A 15,215-nucleotide genomic window follows, 5' to 3' on the forward strand; every position below is an offset into this window, starting at 1 on the left:
TGAATTACCCTCCTGGCGGTTTTGGGTTGAAAAAATCATGAAATATCTATAGAATAAACACGATAGTATAACTGAACTTGTTCGGAGATAAAGGAGAGGAACTGGAATGGCTAAATATACCATTGTTGATAAAGATACGTGTATCGCATGCGGGGCTTGCGGAGCAGCGGCACCAGACATTTACGATTATGATGATGAGGGCATCGCCTTCGTTATTCTTGATGATAACACGGGGACTGAACAAGTGCCAGATGAGCTGATGGAGGATATGGAAGACGCATTTGAAGGATGCCCGACCGATTCCATTAAAGTGTCAGACGAGCCATTTGAAGGAGATCCACTTAAATACGAAGACTGACCAAATTTTGGTCAATAGAAAAAGCGGCCGGAAGAATCATCTTCCAGCCGCTTCTTTTTATGATAAATAATAGGAACGTTGTTTTTCAATCCACGTATGCATGCTGCCGAAGATCAATAAAACGACGGTCGTAAGTGCTAAGCCTTTGATCAAGTTGAACGGCAGGATTCCGAGGACAATGGTCGTGTACAATGCGTTCCCTGTCTGTTCAGGCATGTTCAGGAAATACGTGTACATCGGCAAAAAGACGAAATAATTGAGCAAGCTCATGCCGATTGCCATCGAGAATGTCCCGATCACCAAACCGAATGCGATGCCTTTTTTTGTGGAAACTTTACGGTAAATGGCATAGACCGGCAAAATGAACAATAGGCTCGTCGCGAAATTCGCCATGTGCCCTACAGGTACGCCAGTCGGGCTTCCCGAAAAGATCCAGTCCAATACGTTCTTAAAGAATGCTACCAAAATGCCTGCTACAGGCCCCATCGTAATCGCCGCGATCAACGCGGGCACATCACTGAAATCCACTTTCAAAAATGCTGGCAATGCCGGCAGCGGAAAATTGAATAGCATCAATACAAATGAGATGCTGCTTAGCATACCGATGACGATCATCGATTGCAATTTCTTGTTCTTCATGTTCCTCTCTCCTTGTCGTGATTCACCAGAAGAAAGGTTCGGAACGCATGCTGCCTAAAAAATCCCTTAAGCAAGGTTTGCTTAAGGGAGAGTCAGGCACACTGAAATAAACGGTCCGTTATTAACAAACGGCATGCGTCCGTACCTTCACCTTCTCCCATCCAGACTATACTGTCGGCTTTGGAATCTCACCAAATCCTGCTTTTTACGGCTCGCGGGCTGATGGACCATGATGTCCAATTACCGCCGGTAGGGAATTGCACCCTGCCCCGAAGATGAATCGATATTTTTTTATACAACTTAATCTTATAAAAAAAAGACAGCAATGTAAACCATACTGCTTACATCACTGCCTTTTTTTATTTTTTTGGCCAGTCGATCCGGTTGGGTGAAACCGGCAGTTCCAATTCTCTAGTGAAATCGAAGCCTGCCCATTCCGTTTGTTCTGTATTGGATAGCGTAAGTGCAGAGCCATAGGATTGCGCAGTCAGCGCCATGCTTTCGACCATCTGCATCGCTTCCGCTTCATCAAGCGCATCCAAATCCAACGGCTCTTCGAATATCAAGTCGGCATTTGTCCCGTCCACTTCGACGCGATAATTGATCTCTTCCGGAACCGGTGAACGGTAGTCGTCATTCGGCGATTGCTGAAGTGACAATAGCGCTTCTTTCACGTTCCCTGGCGACATGCCGTAAGCGGGAGCCAAATGCCAGTCACCCGTTGACGAAGCAAGCAAGTAAAAGCTTTGCCCTTGTTCGCCCGGAACGAGCGGTTCCACCGTCCCCACATGAGATAATTGCGCTGCCTCCCCGTCTTCATTCAATACACGGATTTCCTGCTGATCCATGAACGTTTCCTTTAAACTATTCAGATACAGCAAAGTGGAAGACGAACCTTGATCATAAGTTTGCCCGTCCGGCAGGAAATGGCTGATTGTTGAATCGTTTTGCTGGAGCTCTCCTTCATAAGGGTGGTACTCATCAAAACCCAATCCGGTTTCATCAATTTGCCCGGCGAATGCTTCGTATAATTCAAGTGCAGCCGGTTCTTCCATGTCTTGACTTGGAATGACAAAACTGATCGGTACGACATAGCCATTGTAAGCAAGCCCGATACGAAACACATGCGCACCATCTATCTCACTCTCATAAACTGCACTCCGCTGTACTTGCGGGTCTTCCGCAGCCAAACTCGCTGCCCCTTCAGACTCTTGTGTTTCCCTTTCCGCTTGTTCAGTTTGTTCTGTCTGCGCTTCATCTGTCGACATGGTCGACTCCGCGTCGCTGCTTTCACTACTGCTGCTGCTAGAGTCGGTTCCGTTCTGCTGCAGCAAGGAAACCACAAGTACTGAGATGCTCAAAAATGCGACGATGGCAACCAGCAGCGGCAGCCAGCGCTTCGGCTGCTTGGGTGTTTGCTCTTTATGGGAAAGCTTTTTATACACTTCGGCTTTTGGCCGCCTGTCTTGTATTTTGGGGAAATCCCGCAACAAATTTTCGATTTCTTCATCGTTCCATTTGTCATTCGGCATATTCTCCTCCCCCTTCTGCTTCTAGTAATTTTTGGCGGAGGGACCGGATCGCCCGGTGCTGTGTCGTCTTGACTTTGCCTTCCGACCACTCCAGGACTTCAGCAGTTTCCGCAATGGAGAGATCTTGGAAATAGCGCATGATGATGACGAGCTTTTGGTCCCCTGTACACAAATCGAGCATTTGGTACAAGCGGATCTTGTCTTCATTAAGCAATGAAACTTCTTCCGGTATGCGTTCAGTCGACACCAATTGTTGGGTTTCCCAGTCGAAGAAATCCATCGAATGCTTTTTCCTCACTGCGGTCTTGCGGAAATGGTCGATGGCGACATTTTTGGCGATCGAAAAGAGCCAGGTCTTTTCCGAACTCTTTCCTTGGAACCGGTCATAAGCGCGCAGCACCCTCACATAAACTTCATGCATCAAATCTTCTGCCACATGCCGGTCCTTTACTAAATACACCAAAAACTGAAAGACATCCTGATGGTATTGATCGTATAGCCGATGAAACACGGAGTCATTCACGCAACTCCCCCCGTTCCTTGGATTAGTCGTCACGACAACAAAAAAGTTACATCGCCTTCAGCGGCAATGTGAAGATGAACGAAGTGCCTTCGCCGAATTTGCTTTCGGCGCGGATTTCTCCCGAATGCGCTTTGATGATATTGCTGGCAATCGCGAGACCGAGCCCTGTGCCGCCTTTGCCGAGCGTCCTTGCCTTATCGGCTTTATAGAAACGCTCAAAGACGAATTCCAGGTCTTTCTCTGTAATTCCCGCCCCGGTATCGTTGATCGAAACTTTTGCGTAGTCTCCCATGTTTTCGACATGCACATGCACTTGCCCTCCCTGAGGAGTATGTCGAAGTGCATTATCGATCAAATTCGTCATGACCTGTTCGATGCGGTCTTCATCCAGTTCGGCTGCTGCCCAGTCGTCGAGCTCTGTCGTGAAGCTCAGTTCGATGCCTTTTTCTTTCGCGGCTTGGCTGAATTTCAAGCTCATCCGCTCGATGGCATTATTGAACTGCACTAATTCTTTGTAGAGGCGCATATGGCCTGATTCCAATCGCGCCAAATTCAAGAGGTCAGTCACGAGTCGGCCCATTCGCTGGGATTCCTCGTAGATGATCTTGGTCATTTCATTGCGTTCTTCCTCGCTTGCGCCGACGTCATCAAGCAGTGCTTCGCTATAGCCTTGTAGCATGGCGATCGGCGTCCGCAATTCGTGTGATACATTGGCAATGAAATCTTCGCGCAGCTTCTCGAGGCGATGCTGTTCTGTCATATTGTGGAGCACAGCCACCGCGCCGCGCACGCTTTCGCCGCTGTAAAGCGGGCTGAAATTGACTGCATAATAGGCGCCTTCGATTTCAAGCTCTTCCTCTATTTCCTCTTGGAACGTCAAGACGTGGTCGAGCATATGGAGCATTTCCGATGGCAGCGCATTGGCATCAGTCGTCCCGTCTTTGAAGAGCCATTGCTGCAGCAGCTTCTGCGCCGGCGGATTGCTCAACAGGATCGTCTTGTCTTGGTTGAACGTAATTACGGCATCCGCCATTGAAGTCAAGATGCTCGATAATTGCTCTTTTTCCTGATTGATCACTTCTAAATGATGCTTTAGTTGGCGTCCCATCTGGTTAAAGGCGATCGCCAATTGGCCGATTTCGTCTCCAGAAGAGACTTTCACTTTCGTATCAAAATTCCCTTTCGCTAATTCAAATGCCCCTTCGCGCATGTTGCGCAGCGGGGAAGTGATGCGGGTCGAGAGGAAAAATGCGAAAAATGTCGTCAATAATAATGCGATGAATGCGGACAGGAACACAATATTCGTCGTCCTTTCCGCTGTGCGGTCCATCACTTCCAATGATTGATAAATAAAAACCGTTCCGTGAAGCTCATCGCTTGTTTGAAGAGGCGAGGCCATGACAATATATGATTCCATGCGGTCTGCTTCCGATAAGGACGGCAGCAGCATTTCTTTCGTTACGGTTTCGTCGCTTTCGAATACTTTTTGAAATTCGCTTTCGCTGACAATCTTTTTCCTGATTTCCTCGCCGTTCAAGCCGTCATGCAGGTAATAGGAGATTTCCCCCGGTTCTTCTGCGATGACCGCATTGGTTTCAGGTCCCAACACTTCGTCGACGATTGATAAATTGCCCTCCCCTGAGTGGTCATTAAAGATTCGGGCTATCATATTCGCCTCGTTGTGAAGCGCTTCTTCCACCGTTTCGCTATGGAAATTCCCGAGAAACTCCAATAGCAGCACCGTCACAATAAACAGGACAAAGGAAACGAGAAGCAAAATGGTTACCCACAGCTTCCCGACGATGCTATTCCATATTCTATTCATTGCCGACCTCGAATTTGTATCCGACACCCCATACGGTGACGATCATCTTAGCGGCGGATTCCGAAACGCGGTTCAATTTTTCACGCAAGCGTTTAACGTGTGTATCCACGGTACGCAAATCGCCGAAAAAGTCATAATGCCACACTTCTTTTAGTAAATGCTCCCGATCGAATACTTTATCCGGGGATTTTGCCAAGAAGTATAAAAGTTCATATTCTTTCGGTGTTAAATTCACTTCGACGCCGTCTGCTGTGACGCGATGGGCATCGTGGTCGATCGTCAAATGTGGAAAGACGACCAAGTCTTTTGAAACGGTCGAACTCGTAGAAGGTGAATAAGCCGACGATCGGCGCAAAATCGCTTTCACGCGCAGCACGACTTCCCTCGGGCTGAACGGCTTGACGATATAATCGTCGGCTCCGGATTCAAACCCTTCCACGCGGTTTGCTTCCTCGCCTTTAGCCGTCAGCATGATGATTGGCGTCATTTTCGTTTCCCGAAGTTCGGTTGCCACTTCGATGCCATCTTTTTCGGGCATCATGAGATCAAGCAGGATGCAATGGTAATCCTTCTCCATCGCTTTTTCCAGTGCTTCTACCCCATTTTCGGCTTCTTCCACCATATATCCTTCGCGCTCGAGATACATCTTCAACAGGCGGCGGATCCTCTCTTCATCATCCACTACAAGAATTGTAATTTCTTCAGACATCCTAATCCCTCCAACTTTCATCTCTATACCTTTCATTGTACCGATAAGGTTCCCAAAAATAAACGAAAAGCCTTTTCCAGGATAGGAAAAGGCTTTTGTCGTCAAGCGTATGAATGCAGTCCAGCAATAATCAAGTTAACTGCCACCAAGTTGAACATGATGATGACAAAACCGATGACCGCGAGCCAAGCAGACTTTTCGCCTGCCCAGCCTCTGCCAAGCCGCAAGTGCAAATACGCTGCGTAGAACAAGAATGTAACGAGTGCCCACACTTCTTTCGGGTCCCAGCCCCAGAAGCGCGACCAGGCGATTTGCGCCCAAATCATGGCAAAGATCAATGCACCGAGTGAAAAGATCGGGAAGCCGATGATGATCGAACGGTAATTGATTTCATCCATCAGCTGCAAGTTGACGTTTTTCGTAAACGGCTGCAGCATGGCGGAAATGCGTTTGCGGAAGATCAGGCGAATCAATGCATACAGCACGGTCCCCACCATGACTGACCAAAACACGGTCGTCAGTTTTCCGGCATGGACGATTGGCGGCATTTCCACTAGCGGCGTAAACGCGCCATCTGTCATTGACTCGAATTCGTTCATCCCGAAAATTGCCGGCATATTGTATGTGATTTCTGATGGTTGTTCGTCTTTATTGACATAAGCGAAATCCGCTTCGTAATTCGTCAAGGTAAAGAATGTGCTCGTAACGACAAAACCAAGGACCAAGACGAGTGAGTACATGATGGCTTCAAGCCAAAAGCGCTGCTTCGACTTTTTCTTTTGGTCGACGACTTTGAGCAAATAAATCAAGCCGGCCGCCGCACTGATTGCAAGAATCCCTTCGGCGATGACGACTGTGATGACGTGGATCGCCAGCCAGTTTGTCTGAAGGGCCGGAATCAGCGGGCTCACTTCACTCGGGAACATGCTTGCGTAAGCGATGATCAATAACGCAATCGGCAAGACGATCATCCCAAGCACTGCTGTTTTATACAATGCATAAAGAATGATGAATCCGCCGACAAGCGTCATTCCGAATGCAGTCGTGAATTCGAACATATTACTGATCGGCGCGTGGCCCGTGACCATCCACCGTGTAATGAAATACCCTAAATGCGCAAGAAAGCCGATGACCGTAATGGTGATCGCGACTTTGCCCCAACGCTGTTCGGATCTGTAAGTGCCTTTTTTATTGCCTTTTACAGCCCCCCCGAATACGAATGTTGCAATCAGGTAGGCGATGAAGGCTACGAATAGTAAATTGGAACTGATGTCGGCTAATGTCATGTCAATTGTTCACCTTCCTTTTTCTCCTGTGCTTCCATGTCTTCCTGTTGGTCGCGATATGCCGGAAGAGAAGCGTGTTCAGTCACCTGATCCAGATCTTTTTTCAGCCCGAACCAGTTTTTATTCGTATGGCCCGCAAGCAAGATGCTGCCATCCGCCTGCTGCTGAATCCAGAAGCGGCGGTGGTTGAAGTACATCCCTTGCGCCACGCCGATCATGAAGATCAGACCGCCGAGCCCAAGAATCGGCAAGGTACGGTCTTTACGAACCGTCAAGCCAGATGCATCCCGCGTCTCAACACCCTGGAAGGCAAGTTTATAATCGTTATCGCCCAATGGCTCAACTGTGTTCTGAATGGTGATGAAACTTGTTTCACCGTCCGGCGTATCGGGCGTCGTCATTTTCACGAGGAAGCCCGGGTTTTTCGGCAGCGGCGTCGCTGTTTGCGGTTCACCGTTTTCAAAACCGGAGAAATCAGGATAATAACCGAGCAATTCCACAACAGAACCGTCTTCAAGCTCATAATTGGTTTCCGGATTCACCAAATCGATTGTCAAATCTCCGCGGCTTTCGCCCGTTTCTTTGTTCTGAAGCGCAAAGCTCATCGTTTTCAGCTCATCCTGCTGGAAATCCATCTGATACAAAGCGTAGCCATCGAACTTAAATGGCTGGTTAACGCGAATGGCGTGTTCTTCAACTTTTTCCATCTCGTCTGTATCGCCTGGCAATGCATCTTCCGGTATTTTATAAAGAACGACATCCGTCTGGTAGTTTTTCGCTACCGTTCCGACGCGGTCGATTGCTTCACCGAATTTTTCTTCTTCGCCTTCACCTGTGTAAGTTTCCAACGTAAAGCCTTTACTCTCTAACACGTAGCCAGGTGCATCCGGAATCGCACGCGTTTCGCCTTCACGTATCCACAGCGTTTCGTCTACATAGAATCCGGGCATCATGCGCAGCATGACACCGAACAAGAAAATGATCAATCCAATGTGATTGACATAAGGGCCCCACCGCGAAAAACGGCCTTTTTCAGCAAGCAAGCCATTTTTGTCGGTCGACACCTTATATTTCAAATCGGTTAATTTCTCTTCGGCTTTTTTCAGCGTCTCCGCGTCTCCTGGCCCTTCCGCCAAAATGCGCTGTTTTCGCATAAAGCTGGAATGGCGCAGCACGCGCTGGTTTTTCAACGATCTATAAAGCGGCACGAAACGATCGAGGCTCGCAATAATCAGCGAGATTGCGAGCATCCCGACCAACCCGATAAACCAGAAGGAGTTGTACATATCATGGAATCCAAGCGCGTGGTACACCGTCCCGACCGATCCGTAGATATCGGTGTAATAAGCTTCGATATCTGCTTCGGTTGTTGCCGGGACGTATTGTTTCTGCGGCAAGATCGTGCCAAGAGCGGCAGCGACCAATAAGACTATGATGATTCCGACGCCGACTTTAACACTTGAAAAGAAATTCCAAATTTTGTCGATGATCGACTTATTATACGTTTGGGAACGTCTTGCCGTTCCTTCATAGCGCATATCCGCCAATTGTTTGTTTTGTTCCTCTTCGTTGAGCGGCCGCCCGCAAGATTCACAAAGAACCGTGCCTGGCGGGTTTTCATGGCCGCATTTGCAAATCAATTTGTCCATCCCAAAATCTCCTTATTCAGGTTTGATTTCTTCCATAAAACCTGCGATGTCCTGCTCTGTCATTTCACCGGTTACGATGCGCTGGATTTCACCTTGCGGGTTCACCAGCATGGTCGTTGGAAGCGGGCGGATATTATATGCAGTCATGACGCTTTTATCACGGTCGATGACAATCGGGAAATTGAGTCCGTATTGACGGGCGAACGTCTCTACTTCAAAATTCGATTGCGCAATATTCACCGCAAGGATCTGGACGCCTTGATCTTCATATACTTCGTACTGACTAGCCATCGCGGGCATTTCCTTGATGCACGGTTCACACCATGTGCCCCAGAAATTCAGGAACACGCCCTGCCCTTTGTAATCGGACAGCTTATGTGTTTCCCCGTCAAGATCCGTCAACGTAAAATCCGGTGCCGGATCTCCCACTTTCAGCACTTCCACTTCATCGGCCGTCACACTATTGTAAATCGTATAGCCAATGGCCGCGATCAATAGCAGCAAAATAACGGAGCGCATGATCGTCCGGTTTTTCTTTTTGTTTCTCTTTTTCTCCGTACTCATAAAGATCCTCCTTCGAAGGATTGGATGCACATCAATTATAGCAAAGTTTCAATGGGCGCCTGCCCACAGTTTTGAAGGGTTTGTGAACGTTAGCGGCGCTTGCCGGTATCCGCAAGCACACGCAATTGCTTCACTTCGTGGGGGCTGAGTTCTCTCGATTCCCCAGCATTCAAGCTATGCAAGGTCAAAAAGGCGAATTGTTCACGGCTAAGCTTCTGCACCGGGAAGCCGATCGCTTCGAACATGCGGCGGACTTGGCGGTTGCGCCCTTCATGAATTGTAATCTGGACGATCGCTTTTGCCGCTTTCGTGTCGGCTGACAATAATTTCACTTTTGCCGGAGCTGTCATTCCGTCTTCCAATTTGATGCCGCGTTCGAGTTTTTGGAGATCTTCCTTCGTCGGAATGCCTTTTAAACGCGCGACGTAGGTCTTATCGATTTCGAATTTCGGATGCGTCAGGCTATTGGCGAATTCCCCGTCGTTGGTTAACAACAACAATCCTGATGTGTCATAATCTAGACGTCCGACAGGATAGATGCGTTCTTCGACATTCGGGAAGAAATCCGTTACGACTTTGCGGTTCTTGTCATCAGATACTGCCGAAATGACACCGCGCGGCTTGTATAGAAGAAAGTATACTTTCCGTTCTTTTTCCATTTGGACGCCTTCCACTTCAATCTTATCGGACGGCGTCACTTTGACGCCCAATTCCTTGACGGTTTTTCCGTTGACTCTCACTTTGCCATCTAAAATCATTTGTTCTGCTTTGCGCCTAGATGCAATTCCTGCATGTGCCATTACTTTTTGCAATCTTTCCATTTCCTGTTCACCCCATCTAATTAAATACCGGCGGCATAGGCCGCCGATTCACGTTCTTCGCGGTCTTTCTAACCGGAATTATGGCATAATTCCGGTCAAAGAGAAAGCGCATCGCTCAAATGAAAAGAAGACTGTTAATGCGTCCCAGTCTTCCCAGTAAGCTCCTATGCGTTTACTTCTTCCTTGAATGCTTCTTGAAATTTCGTCATGAAGAGATCGGTGTCTTCTTCCGGTTCCTGTGCCATCTCTTCAGGCAATGGAGGCAACTCTTCCAAGTTCTTTAAACCGAAATAATTGAGGAATTCATCAGTCGTGCCATACAGAATGGCACGGCCTGTTCCCTCAGCACGGCCACGTTCCTGGATCAAGCCTTTCGCAGCGAGAGTCGCCAGCGCTTTTTCACTCTTCACCCCGCGCAAATCTTCCAGCTCGACCCGGGTAATTGGCTGTTTATACGCCACAATCGCGAGCACTTCGAGTGAAGCCTGCGACAGCGATTGTGGCGTCGGGTTCTCAACCAGCTTTTGTATGGTTTCTGCCATTTCCGGCTTGGTTACCAATTGATAAACACCCGCCAGTTCTTTTAGCGTCACCCCGAAAGCTTCCCCATCGTAACGGTTTTTCAGTTCCGAGAGCGCTTGCTCCACTTGTTCTGCATTCGCTTCTGTCAGAAACTGCAATTGGCTGAAACTCAAGCCATCGTCTCCTGTGACAAAAAGCAATGCTTCAATTTGGCCCAAAAGGTTCTTCTTCATCTTGCCACGTTTCCTTTCTCAGTTCCACCGACAATTCGGTGAAATTCTTTTGCTGTTCGACCGCAATCACTTGCCGCTTCATCAACTCAAGCAAGGACAAAAAAGAAACGACGAGCACTGCCTGGTCATCAGACGGGAAAAGTTCGGAAAAATTAGCACGTCCTTTGAATGACTTGAGCCGCTCGACCATCGAACCCATCTGTTCTTTAATAGATACTTCCTGGCGTGCGACACGGGTCGACAGTGGCGCCCTCAGTTGCTTTCGGCGCAGCATTTTCTGGAATGCCCCGAGCATATCGTAAGCATTGGCATCGTAATCCATGGCATCTGGCTGCTGCTGGAGTTCCGATAAATCAGCAGGCGCTTTCGAATACAGCACCGCCCGTTCATTTTCCAATTTTTTCAGTTCGCCAGCCGCTTCTTTGTATTTTTTGTACTCGATTAGCCGTGACACCAATTCGTCGCGGGGGTCTTGCTCATCGAATTCGTAATCGACTTCATCGATTTCCCCTTCATGCACTGGCAGCAGCGTCTTGCTCTTAATTGCCAGCAAAGTCGCCGCCATCACCAAGTATTCGCTCGCTTCATTGAGTTCGAGCACTTGCATTGCACGAATATGCTCCATATACTGTGTAGTGATTTGTGAAACGGGTATATCGTAAATATCGATTTCCAAACGATGAATTAAATGCAATAATAAATCAAGCGGGCCTTCAAAGGCATCCACTTTCACTTCATAAGACATGTGACTACCACCTGACTGTTCATTTTCCTACTATACTTGATTATAAAAGAAAGGAGATTGAAATGCATCCGCTTAACCATCCCCTATTCCTTCAGTACATCATCCACTTCAATGACGAAAAAGATTATTTCGAATGCCATGAAGTCGGCGAAGAGTACTGGAAATTAATCGCACCGAAAGACAAGACGCATCCACTGACCGGGTGGATCCAATTGGCGGTCGGCATGTATCATTGGCGCCGCAGCAATTATCCCGGCGCGCTCCGTTCGCTTATACGGGCCAAACCGAAACTCGCTGAAGCGGGCATTTGGACCGAAGGCTTCGACCAGCAGCAACTGACACAGCTCTTGGCTGAATCAATACAAGGAGTTACAGACCGAGAGCCGTTCAAGCACCGCGACTTGCCGCTTGTGCCAGGCGAACTCGTTCAAGCGATCAAAGAACAGAAGCAGCAATACCTGGCCCCGGCTCACGATGAGTATTATTTGATGCACAAGCACCGGTTGCGCGACCGGACGGAAATCATTGCGCTCCGGCAACAGAAAAAAAGGCGGAACCTTTAAGAATTAAAGGCCGCCTTTTTTTACTGGGCATTTATTCAGGAAAGCTTCGGTTTCGTCTGTAGCGCGCATTTCCCGGTGCTGCATCATGTCTTGAATCTTATCGATCATCTGATGGCCGATCCCGTCACCCCGATGGGATGGATTCACCGACACATGATGGATGGTGTAATGATCATCTGCGACTTCCACACCTAACAACCCGACAAAATCGTCCTCTTTTTTCCATAGGAACAATTGCCATTCCGGGTTTTCTTCGTAGATGTGCATAGTTTGCTGCAGCTTTTTCAGTTCACGCTCTTTGGGCATGAAAGACAATAAGCCCATGGCGATCTTTTCAAATGATTTTTTGTATCTGTACAACATAATTGATCCCTCATTTTCATCTTAAAAGCAGCTTTACCCATACTACTATAAACTCCCCAATAACTCAAGTTTACGCAAGGTCAGCCGCCGGTGACATTGTCTGCAAAGAACAGCCAATAGGCGATGCCCCAGGCGACTGCCATCAACAGGACGAACAGGAACAGCATGATGTTCTGTTTTCTCAAGGTTTAGCCTCCTCTTGCACATACCCCACTTCATTTTTGATCAAGTCTTCAAAGCTTTCCCGCCGAATGACGAGTTGGTGCTTCCCTTCCTCTACAAAAACGACTGCCGGCCGCGTAATCCGGTTGTAATTGCTCGCCATCGAATAACCATATGCGCCTGTACAGAAAACAGCCAAGATATCGCCAGCTGAAACTTCCGGCAACTGGGCTTCTTCGATAAGCTTGTCACCGGATTCACAGCATTTCCCGGCAATCGTATAAACTTGTTCCGCCTGTTCTTGGGCGCGGTTGGCGAGCAAGGAACTGTATTTCGCGCCGTACAGCGCAGGGCGAATATTGTCGGACATGCCGCCGTCGACCGCTGCATAGCGGCGTGTGTCGGGCACATCTTTTGTCGATCCGATCGTATAGAGCGTCGTGCCAGCGTCTCCGATCAATGAGCGGCCCGGCTCAATCCAAATTTCCGGCACCGGGAACCCTGCCCCTTCGGATGCGGTTTTGACCGTGCGAATCATGTCTTTCACATACACGGCAGGCTCAAGCGGAGCATCTTCTTCCGTATAGCGGATGCCGAAGCCGCCGCCTAGATTCAACACGCTGCATGTGTATGAGTGGTCTTGTTTCCAGCCCGCCATTTTCAACAGCAATTTTTCAGAAGCCATCTGGAACGCCGCGGTTTCGAAAATCTGGGACCCGATATGGCAGTGAAGGCCGATCAACTCAAGTTGTTCATGTGCATAGGTTTCCATGAAAGCACGGTCTGCTTGGCCATTGTTCAAATCAAAACCGAATTTCGAGTCTTCTTGGCCTGTCGTGATGTAGTCATGGGTATGGGCTTCAATCCCTGGCGTGACGCGCAGCAAGATGTTCATTTTCTGCTGGCGCTGTTCCGCCGTTTTTTTCAATAAATCAATTTCGTGGAAATTATCGACGACGATGCAGCCGATTTCTTCATCAAAAGCCATGTCGATTTCCGCTTGGCTCTTGTTATTGCCATGAAAATGGATTTTCTCTTTCGGGAATCCGCTTTGGATCGCCGTGTAAAGTTCACCGCCGGACACGACATCGAGCGACAGCCCTTCTTGTGCTGCGACTTGATAGATGGCGATCCCCGAGAAAGCTTTGCTGGCATAAGCGACTTGATAGCCGACTTGTTCGTTTTCAAATGTTTTCTGGAACGCCTGTGCGCGCTCACGGAATAGCGCGATGTCATAGACAAAAAGCGGTGTGCCGTATTGTGCTGCAAGATCTACCGCGTCTACTCCCCCGATTGTCAAATGGCCATTTTCGTTGATTGATTGTGTCCCGTATAAATGCATGTCGACTCCTCCTGAATGGGCTATGTATAGTAAAAATCTTGCTGAGCCTAGACCCAGCAAGATTCGTTTAATCGGTGATCAAAGCAGAGACGAGTTGAATCGCTTCAACCGGCTCGTTTGAATACTCGATACTATTGTATAACATTTCCTGGCATTCCGCGAGGTCCTGTGTATTGGAATAAATCGTCGCCAAAGCTTCGCCTTTTTTGACGAAATCGCCGACTTTCTTATGCAGCACCAAACCGACCGATAGATCGATGACCGAATCCTTCGTCGCGCGGCCTGCACCGAGCACCATCGCTGCTGTCCCGATTTCATCCGCTTCCATATAGGAAATATAGCCATCCTGCTTTGCCGGCAGTTCGGTAACGAACTTCGCTTGCGGCAATAGGCTGAGATCATCCACTACAGCCGGGTTGCCGCCCTGGTCTTCGATCAATTGGCGGAACGCTTCGAGTGCTGAGCCGTCTTTGATGACGCCTTCTAGCATGGCACGCGCCTCTTCTAAAGTTTTTGCCTTGCCGCCGACGACGACCATTTGGCTGCCGAGCACGAGGCATAGCTCCGTGAGATCTTCCGGGCCTTTTCCTTGCAGCGTTTCAATCGCTTCTTTTACTTCCAGCGCATTACCGATCGCAAAGCCGAGCGGCTGGCTCATGTCTGAAATGATGGCCATCGTTTTGCGCCCTGTCGCATTGCCGATGCCGACCATGGCGTGCGCCAGTTTTTTGGCATCTTCTTCGGTTTTCATGAATGCGCCCTCGCCTGTTTTCACGTCAAGGACGATGGCATCTGCGCCGGCTGCGATTTTCTTGCTCATGATCGAACTTGCGATCAGCGGGATGCTGTTGACAGTCGCCGTTACATCGCGCAAGGAATACATTTTCTTATCGGCAGGCGTCAAATTGCCGCTTTGCCCGATGACCGCCAATTTGTGTTCGTTCACTTGGCGGATAAAATTTTCTGTCGACAGCTCGACGTGGAAACCGTCGATCGCTTCGAGTTTATCGATTGTTCCGCCGGTGTGTCCAAGCCCGCGTCCGCTCATTTTCGCTACCGGAACGCCGCACGCTGCGACAAGCGGCCCGAGGACTAGCGTTGTCGTATCGCCGACTCCTCCTGTTGAATGCTTATCCACTTTAATGCCTTCAATGGCTGACAAATCGATTTGGTCTCCAGATTCCGCCATCGCCATCGTCAAATCTGCCCGTTCACGTTCACTCATATCTTGGAAAAACACTGCCATTAAGAATGAGCTCATTTGGTAATCGGCAATTTCGCCATTCGTATAGCCAGAGACGATAAAACGGATTTCTTCTGTGGACAGCTCATGGCCGTCCCGTTTCTTTTCAATCAAGTCCACCATTCTCATTGATCAT

The 15,215-nt window shown here is 48.7% G+C and carries 16 protein-coding genes and 1 riboswitch; of the genes, 2 read left to right on the plus strand and 14 right to left on the minus strand.

Features of this window, described 5'->3' with window-relative positions:
• The first annotated feature begins 106 nt into the window (after window positions 1-106).
• Complete coding sequence (locus AUC31_RS08045; RefSeq protein WP_058380542.1) at window positions 107-358, plus strand: ferredoxin; 252 nt, start codon at window positions 107-109, stop codon at window positions 356-358.
• Window positions 359-415: 57 nt separating this feature from the next.
• Here AUC31_RS08045 and AUC31_RS08050 read toward each other — a convergent pair whose 3' ends face one another.
• The 11 genes from AUC31_RS08050 to AUC31_RS08100 all read right to left on the minus strand — a co-directional run bounded on the left by AUC31_RS08050 (window position 416) and on the right by AUC31_RS08100 (window position 11,406).
• Window positions 416-997 carry an ECF transporter S component gene (locus tag AUC31_RS08050; protein WP_058380541.1) on the minus strand — a complete coding sequence of 194 codons (582 nt, stop codon included), beginning with the start codon at window positions 995-997 and terminating at the stop codon, window positions 416-418.
• Window positions 998-1,142: 145 nt separating this feature from the next.
• Window positions 1,143-1,278: riboswitch (FMN riboswitch) on the minus strand.
• 78 nt (window positions 1,279-1,356) lie between these two features.
• On the minus strand, window positions 1,357-2,529 hold the full coding sequence (locus tag AUC31_RS08055) for a hypothetical protein (RefSeq protein ID WP_058380540.1): 1,173 nt from the start codon (window positions 2,527-2,529) through the stop codon (window positions 1,357-1,359).
• A complete protein-coding gene (gene sigX, locus AUC31_RS08060) occupies window positions 2,519-3,052 on the minus strand; it encodes an RNA polymerase sigma factor SigX (RefSeq protein ID WP_058380539.1) in 534 nt (177 codons plus the stop codon). Before sigX ends, AUC31_RS08055 begins: the two co-directional genes overlap by 11 nt.
• Window positions 3,053-3,098: 46 nt before the next feature.
• Window positions 3,099-4,877 (minus strand): ATP-binding protein, encoded by a 1,779-nt coding sequence (locus tag AUC31_RS08065; RefSeq protein WP_058380538.1) that lies wholly within the window; start codon window positions 4,875-4,877, stop codon window positions 3,099-3,101.
• Window positions 4,870-5,586, minus strand: coding sequence for a response regulator transcription factor (locus tag AUC31_RS08070; protein ID WP_058380537.1), 717 nt, complete (start codon window positions 5,584-5,586; stop codon window positions 4,870-4,872). The genes AUC31_RS08065 and AUC31_RS08070 overlap by 8 nt, the downstream gene beginning before the upstream one ends.
• A 101-nt stretch (window positions 5,587-5,687) precedes the next feature.
• Window positions 5,688-6,872, minus strand: coding sequence for a c-type cytochrome biogenesis protein CcsB (gene ccsB / locus AUC31_RS08075; RefSeq protein WP_058380536.1), 1,185 nt, complete (start codon window positions 6,870-6,872; stop codon window positions 5,688-5,690).
• Window positions 6,869-8,521 carry a cytochrome c biogenesis ResB family protein gene (locus AUC31_RS08080; RefSeq protein ID WP_058380535.1) on the minus strand — a complete coding sequence of 551 codons (1,653 nt, stop codon included), beginning with the start codon at window positions 8,519-8,521 and terminating at the stop codon, window positions 6,869-6,871. Before AUC31_RS08080 ends, ccsB begins: the two co-directional genes overlap by 4 nt.
• Window positions 8,522-8,533: 12 nt before the next feature.
• Window positions 8,534-9,085 (minus strand): thiol-disulfide oxidoreductase ResA, encoded by a 552-nt coding sequence (gene resA, locus AUC31_RS08085; protein ID WP_058380534.1) that lies wholly within the window; start codon window positions 9,083-9,085, stop codon window positions 8,534-8,536.
• Window positions 9,086-9,174: 89 nt separating this feature from the next.
• Complete coding sequence (locus AUC31_RS08090; protein ID WP_058380533.1) at window positions 9,175-9,906, minus strand: pseudouridine synthase; 732 nt, start codon at window positions 9,904-9,906, stop codon at window positions 9,175-9,177.
• Window positions 9,907-10,070: 164 nt separating this feature from the next.
• Window positions 10,071-10,661 carry an SMC-Scp complex subunit ScpB gene (scpB, locus tag AUC31_RS08095; protein WP_058380532.1) on the minus strand — a complete coding sequence of 197 codons (591 nt, stop codon included), beginning with the start codon at window positions 10,659-10,661 and terminating at the stop codon, window positions 10,071-10,073.
• Window positions 10,633-11,406 carry a segregation/condensation protein A gene (locus tag AUC31_RS08100; protein WP_058380531.1) on the minus strand — a complete coding sequence of 258 codons (774 nt, stop codon included), beginning with the start codon at window positions 11,404-11,406 and terminating at the stop codon, window positions 10,633-10,635. The genes scpB and AUC31_RS08100 overlap by 29 nt, the downstream gene beginning before the upstream one ends.
• A 62-nt stretch (window positions 11,407-11,468) precedes the next feature.
• Here AUC31_RS08100 and AUC31_RS08105 point away from each other — a divergent pair, with 62 nt between their 5' ends.
• Window positions 11,469-11,969, plus strand: a complete 501-nt coding sequence (locus AUC31_RS08105) for a DUF309 domain-containing protein (protein WP_058380530.1) — start codon at window positions 11,469-11,471, stop codon at window positions 11,967-11,969.
• A gap of 3 nt (window positions 11,970-11,972) precedes the next feature.
• Here AUC31_RS08105 and AUC31_RS08110 read toward each other — a convergent pair whose 3' ends face one another.
• From AUC31_RS08110 to AUC31_RS08120, 3 genes are all read right to left on the minus strand, one after another.
• Complete coding sequence (locus tag AUC31_RS08110) at window positions 11,973-12,332, minus strand: GNAT family N-acetyltransferase (protein WP_058380529.1); 360 nt, start codon at window positions 12,330-12,332, stop codon at window positions 11,973-11,975.
• Window positions 12,333-12,513: 181 nt separating this feature from the next.
• The gene (lysA, locus tag AUC31_RS08115) at window positions 12,514-13,836 is read right to left on the minus strand and encodes a diaminopimelate decarboxylase (RefSeq protein ID WP_058380528.1); all 1,323 of its coding nucleotides are present in this window, start codon (window positions 13,834-13,836) and stop codon (window positions 12,514-12,516) included.
• A 67-nt stretch (window positions 13,837-13,903) separates the two neighbouring features.
• A complete protein-coding gene (locus AUC31_RS08120) occupies window positions 13,904-15,208 on the minus strand; it encodes a pyrimidine-nucleoside phosphorylase (protein ID WP_058380527.1) in 1,305 nt (434 codons plus the stop codon).
• Between the last annotated feature and the right edge of the window lie 7 nt (window positions 15,209-15,215).

It is taken from the genome of Planococcus rifietoensis, from assembly GCF_001465795.2.
Lineage (GTDB): Bacteria > Bacillota > Bacilli > Bacillales_A > Planococcaceae > Planococcus > Planococcus rifietoensis.

What these genes read in the sequence shown, in the direction of transcription:
- AUC31_RS08045 (WP_058380542.1), top strand. Translation starts at nt 107, where the DNA reads ATGGCTAAATATACCATTGTTGATAAAGATACGTGTATCGCATGCGGG.
- AUC31_RS08050 (WP_058380541.1), bottom strand. Translation starts at nt 997, where the DNA reads ATGAAGAACAAGAAATTGCAATCGATGATCGTCATCGGTATGCTAAGC.
- AUC31_RS08055 (WP_058380540.1), bottom strand. Translation starts at nt 2,529, where the DNA reads ATGCCGAATGACAAATGGAACGATGAAGAAATCGAAAATTTGTTGCGG.
- AUC31_RS08065 (WP_058380538.1), bottom strand. Translation starts at nt 4,877, where the DNA reads ATGAATAGAATATGGAATAGCATCGTCGGGAAGCTGTGGGTAACCATT.
- AUC31_RS08070 (WP_058380537.1), bottom strand. Translation starts at nt 5,586, where the DNA reads ATGTCTGAAGAAATTACAATTCTTGTAGTGGATGATGAAGAGAGGATC.
- ccsB (WP_058380536.1), bottom strand. Translation starts at nt 6,872, where the DNA reads ATGACATTAGCCGACATCAGTTCCAATTTACTATTCGTAGCCTTCATC.
- AUC31_RS08080 (WP_058380535.1), bottom strand. Translation starts at nt 8,521, where the DNA reads ATGGACAAATTGATTTGCAAATGCGGCCATGAAAACCCGCCAGGCACG.
- resA (WP_058380534.1), bottom strand. Translation starts at nt 9,085, where the DNA reads ATGAGTACGGAGAAAAAGAGAAACAAAAAGAAAAACCGGACGATCATG.
- AUC31_RS08090 (WP_058380533.1), bottom strand. Translation starts at nt 9,906, where the DNA reads ATGGAAAGATTGCAAAAAGTAATGGCACATGCAGGAATTGCATCTAGG.
- scpB (WP_058380532.1), bottom strand. Translation starts at nt 10,661, where the DNA reads ATGAAGAAGAACCTTTTGGGCCAAATTGAAGCATTGCTTTTTGTCACA.
- AUC31_RS08100 (WP_058380531.1), bottom strand. Translation starts at nt 11,406, where the DNA reads ATGTCTTATGAAGTGAAAGTGGATGCCTTTGAAGGCCCGCTTGATTTA.
- AUC31_RS08105 (WP_058380530.1), top strand. Translation starts at nt 11,469, where the DNA reads ATGCATCCGCTTAACCATCCCCTATTCCTTCAGTACATCATCCACTTC.
- AUC31_RS08110 (WP_058380529.1), bottom strand. Translation starts at nt 12,332, where the DNA reads ATGTTGTACAGATACAAAAAATCATTTGAAAAGATCGCCATGGGCTTA.
- lysA (WP_058380528.1), bottom strand. Translation starts at nt 13,836, where the DNA reads ATGCATTTATACGGGACACAATCAATCAACGAAAATGGCCATTTGACA.
- AUC31_RS08120 (WP_058380527.1), bottom strand. Translation starts at nt 15,208, where the DNA reads ATGAGAATGGTGGACTTGATTGAAAAGAAACGGGACGGCCATGAGCTG.